Source organism: Vibrio sp. V43_P6S15P86, from assembly GCF_009904725.1.
Taxonomy (GTDB): domain Bacteria; phylum Pseudomonadota; class Gammaproteobacteria; order Enterobacterales; family Vibrionaceae; genus Vibrio; species Vibrio diabolicus.
The window spans coordinates 1-4,194 of the sequence record NZ_WXWT01000080.1 but is presented as its reverse complement, the minus strand read 5'-3'; the positions used below and the strand labels follow the sequence as shown (position 1 = coordinate 4,194).

Genomic DNA, 4,194 nt, shown 5'->3' with positions numbered 1-4,194 from the left:
TATTAATAGTCACCTCGAGCACGTAATTATCCCACTAGAAGTTTATGCAAAAAGCATTAAGTCATTCATTGATAAAAATACTGTCTCAGAGAGTAATAAGAACTATCAGAGAAAACTCGACTATGTTGGTGCTGAGATAGCTTCAATTATCACTTGTTGTGACTGCCAGTCCATGATTAGTGAGCTTCCTTCTTACTGTGATGCTCCATCGGTTGTGTTGAGCGGTAAAGCTTATTATCTTGGCTTTGATATCTATAAGTTTGTTTACAATGTTACCAATGAAATATCTGACATTTGTCGTTCAGTTGACGAATTGGCATGTAAAAAAGTCGTACTCGAACTAGAAAACCTATATACGCGCGAAAACAATATCCCCAAAAATGATTTGATGTGTAGGGCTTCTTCAGTACCTATTCTTACAACGGAAGGCTACGTTTTTTCTAGTTCTGTGTAAGGAATATAACAAACTGTTTAAGAGTGATTCGCAACGCGTGGCATTTTTACTATGCGTTGCGTTTAGTGTTTAAGGTGGTGTGCGGAAGCATCGGTATTGCGTTGCTCACACCTTAACAGGGCGTTATACCACTGTAATTGCTCGCCTTATCCACTCAAAAAAGTGCTGGTTGTAAGTAGTATATAAAATGAGGAGGCTAGACAGTAAATAACCGTCGATTTGGTGAACGAAAAGGCTTTTCCTAGTAGATCTCCGCGTTCTATGTTGTTGTCTCTACGTTTTTCACAAATCTCTGAATAAAATTCTGCATAGAATTTGTACACATCAAGCTCCTTTTTTTCTGGCTTATCAAAATGATGAAAGAGCTTGAAACTTGCTGCGGGGTTATATTCGGGTTTAGCCCACATAACGGAAGTTGATTTACTTACACTAGTTAAAAGCATCGCCGCCCCAATGATCAATAGAACTATTGAAATGCTTGTTGCGGAACTGTTAATCAGTACTGGCGAAGATTTCTCATGCCCCTCTTTGATAAACCATATAATCAACGCTAAGTACACAGAAGAGACTGCAAGCAAAAAGGTCAGAATTTTGTTTGCTTTGTCTTCTATCTTCGCTGCTGTTTGCTTTTCATGTTCAAAAGTTTTAATGAACATCTCACAACACGCTTTGTACTTGTCTTCTTGTTCAGAGTTTAAAGTGTTGGCAATAAGGCTTAGGTTGTTGTTGATGCTTTGTAGTTCATCATTTTGTACGGATGTACTGCTCGTTTTTTCTTTAGGCATGGAAAGTGGTCTGTGATTAATATTTTGGTCTATTATCTGATAGTATAGTAAAAAATCAACAAAATCAGTGGTATAACAATGCATTTAAGAGTGATTCCCAACGCTTGGCATTTTTCATTCTATCGTTGGGTTTTGTGTTTAAGGTGGTATGGTTAAGTTTCATGGTAGCGTTGCTCACACCTTAATGCGGCGTTAGCCCTCAAAGGTCAAATATGGATATTTACCCAGAAATAGAGTTATCTAAAGAGCAGCATAATGCAATTGAAGTCCTCAGAAACAAGTCGTTTCCTGAACATCAAGTAGCTCGTTCATACTATAAGCAACTCCCGCATATGAGGGCTTTAAAGTACAAAGATGATCAACTAGTTGGTTACATGGGACTGGACTACAGAGTTGTTAGCGTCGGCGATGAAATTTATAAAGTATTGGGCGTTAGTGACTTCTGTGTTGATAATACATTTCAAAGGCAGGGTATTGGTTCTGCCATGCTGTCTCAACTTAGTGAATATGCCTCAACTAAAGACGTTGACTTCATCATTTTAATCTCCGATTTAAATGATTTTTATGCGTCTAATGGCTATCTGCGAGTTAATTCTTTAAGCTCTTGGTTGCGAATACATGAACATAAAAATTATGGTATTGCTGTTGAGCAAGTGGATGATTTATATGTTAAACCTATCAGCGGTAAAACTTGGGCACTTGGTCATATAGACTGGTTAGGCTATATGTACTAGTTGGGCTTCGGGCTAACAAACAGTTCAAGTGGGATTCAGCACGCGAGGCATTTTTGGTATGCGGTGGTTTCGGTGTTGAAGTGCTATGCAGCGGCTTGGTCATTGCGTGCTTCACCCCTTAACTGGGCGTTAGAAAACCAGTGAGGTTCCGAATATGTCAATAAAACATGAAGTTATGAATTGGGATCAAAAGTCAGCATCTGATATTGAACAGATCTATGTTACATACCAACAGACTTCAGAATTTGAATCACAACTCATTGAGCTTTGTCTAGACGAAAGTTTGAGTGTAGGTGGAACTTGGTTAGTTAAATTTCACATCGAGCACGGTGGTACTATCAATGCCCATGATATGCAAAAGGTACTGACTAAGTTGCCAACTTACGACCACTGGGAATCAAAGCTTCACATATTGCAGGTTTTATCTCACTTCGAAGTTAGTCGTAAAACTCGAAAAGTTCTCGAACCGTTTTTGAAGCACGGCTTATCAGATACAAATAAGTTTGTTAGAGCGTGGAGCTTTAACGGGTTATATGAGTTAGCTGTGCAGTACCCAGAGTTACAACAGGAAGTGACTGACCTTTTAAATCTTGCACTAAAGAATGAGCCAGCATCAGTAAAAGCTAGGGTTCGCAAGCTCCTCAAAAAAGGTTTCTAACAAAGCATTTAAGAGGGATTCACAACGCTTGGCAGTTTTGGTTTGAATCAGCTTTAGTGTTTACGGCACAATGGTTCAGGTCGGGTGGTTTTCGTTGTTCACCCCTTAATGCGGCGTTAGCTATCCAATAATATCTCATACCGAAGAGAACCATATATGTACGATTTGTTTAACTCTATGATTGACTCCATGGTCGAATGTACAAGGAAGAAAAGGTACACGATTGATAATATAGCATTATTTGAGGGGATACTTGGTTATGAACTCCCTGAAACATATAGAGAATTTCTAGTCAAAGTTGGCACTTTTAAACATACCGATAAAGAACTTGGTTTTGTATTTGAGTTACTCGATCTTGAGTCAATAGAAGAATGGACGAAGTCAGTTTGTATGGCTAGCGACACCGTGTTTCCCGAGCTATTACTAGTTGCAAGCAGTACGAGTGGAGAGCATTTTGGGCTAAAAGCTAATTCGAAGCTGCTATATGTGTTTGACCCAGAATGCCCTGTAGAATTATGGGCTACTGAACATCTCAAAGAATATGGGTTCAATGATTGGCTTACAGTGCTTCTTAACTCGAAGTTCGAAGAGGTTTGGTAGTATAGCTAACAAAGCGTTTAAGAGTGATTCACAACGCTTGGCATTTTTAGTTTGAATCAGCATTAGTGTTTACAGAGCAATGGGTTAGGTTTGTTGGTTGCGTTGTTCACACCTTAACGCGGCGTTAGCAGTACACGGTGGTAAATCAGTATGGAACATGACAAATCGAGATATTTTTTCTACGAGCCTGAAAATTCGATTCGTCGTGAGTCGATGTTAATGAACAAATTATTGTTTGATCTACAGTTAGCCTATGCGATGCAGGGGTATTACCTCAAAGCTTACCGTACTGATGTAGATGATAATGGCTATGACTTAGTCCTTGATTCTGAAGATATAAGCAGAAAGGTTCAGGTCAAATCAACAATGGTTGATTCCTCCACTAAGTCTTGGGATATAGCTAAGGGTGTACTGCGTCCCGAGCTTCACCAAATGCGTAAGCATTCTATGTGGTCTAATTTGACTGCGGGTATTGGTGGGGGAGTAATTTTGCAAGAAGTCACATTGAACCAAGATGACATTGATGTAAATTATTACTATACCGATTTGGTTATTCTCTCGCTCTACTGCTTTGAGATCATCGGGAACAAAGTGAACTATAAAAGTGCTCGTAGGGTTATAGGTGAGCTTCATCATGAACATTTTCATGACAAGGTAGCACTTTCAACAAGCTGCTTTCTCAAGCTTAAATCACCGTCTGCTTTGCTAGAGTTAATGGGATTTACTCAAAGTCGAATGTATGGAGATATTATTTACAAATTGCAGTGTATTAATGATCCAAAATATCGTTCAGCGCCACACGAGTACTATCGAGAAAAAATTGTACAGCTGATAAATTCAGTAAAGTACTGCTAACAAACAATTTAAGAGTGATTCAGCACGCTTGGCACTTTTGGTTTGGGTCAGTTTTAGTGATTACGGCGTTCAAATTGAGTATTGTGGTTGCGTGCTTCACACCTTAAT

At 39.1% G+C, this 4,194-nt stretch carries 6 protein-coding genes; 5 read left to right on the top strand and 1 reads right to left on the bottom strand.

Features of this window, described 5'->3' with window-relative positions; translation table 11 throughout:
* A partial coding sequence (locus CAG69_RS22425; protein ID WP_237668027.1) for a hypothetical protein occupies positions 1–454 on the top strand: 454 nt, incomplete at its 5' end.
* 146 nt (positions 455–600) lie between these two features.
* On the opposite strand, the gene CAG69_RS03575 is transcribed toward CAG69_RS22425, so the two are convergent.
* A complete protein-coding gene (locus tag CAG69_RS03575) occupies positions 601–1,239 on the bottom strand; it encodes a hypothetical protein (RefSeq protein WP_139127794.1) in 639 nt (212 codons plus the stop codon).
* A gap of 212 nt (positions 1,240–1,451) precedes the next feature.
* Between CAG69_RS03575 and CAG69_RS03570 the strand changes: the two genes are divergently transcribed.
* From CAG69_RS03570 to CAG69_RS03550, 4 genes are all read left to right on the top strand, one after another.
* Positions 1,452–1,973 (top strand): GNAT family N-acetyltransferase, encoded by a 522-nt coding sequence (locus CAG69_RS03570; protein ID WP_161442763.1) that lies wholly within the window; start codon positions 1,452–1,454, stop codon positions 1,971–1,973.
* Positions 1,974–2,127: 154 nt separating this feature from the next.
* The gene (locus CAG69_RS03560; protein ID WP_078532233.1) at positions 2,128–2,631 is read left to right on the top strand and encodes a hypothetical protein; all 504 of its coding nucleotides are present in this window, start codon (positions 2,128–2,130) and stop codon (positions 2,629–2,631) included.
* A gap of 156 nt (positions 2,632–2,787) precedes the next feature.
* On the top strand, positions 2,788–3,231 hold the full coding sequence (locus CAG69_RS03555) for an SMI1/KNR4 family protein (RefSeq protein ID WP_161442761.1): 444 nt from the start codon (positions 2,788–2,790) through the stop codon (positions 3,229–3,231).
* Between the two features lie 150 nt (positions 3,232–3,381).
* Positions 3,382–4,086 (top strand): hypothetical protein, encoded by a 705-nt coding sequence (locus CAG69_RS03550; RefSeq protein WP_161442759.1) that lies wholly within the window; start codon positions 3,382–3,384, stop codon positions 4,084–4,086.
* Positions 4,087–4,194: the final 108 nt, after the last annotated feature.

Bases quoted from the DNA above. Each gene is read 5' to 3' on its own strand.
- CAG69_RS03575 (WP_139127794.1), bottom strand. From the start codon at position 1,239: ATGCCTAAAGAAAAAACGAGCAGTACATCCGTACAAAATGATGAACTA.
- CAG69_RS03570 (WP_161442763.1), top strand. From the start codon at position 1,452: ATGGATATTTACCCAGAAATAGAGTTATCTAAAGAGCAGCATAATGCA.
- CAG69_RS03560 (WP_078532233.1), top strand. From the start codon at position 2,128: ATGTCAATAAAACATGAAGTTATGAATTGGGATCAAAAGTCAGCATCT.
- CAG69_RS03555 (WP_161442761.1), top strand. From the start codon at position 2,788: ATGTACGATTTGTTTAACTCTATGATTGACTCCATGGTCGAATGTACA.
- CAG69_RS03550 (WP_161442759.1), top strand. From the start codon at position 3,382: ATGGAACATGACAAATCGAGATATTTTTTCTACGAGCCTGAAAATTCG.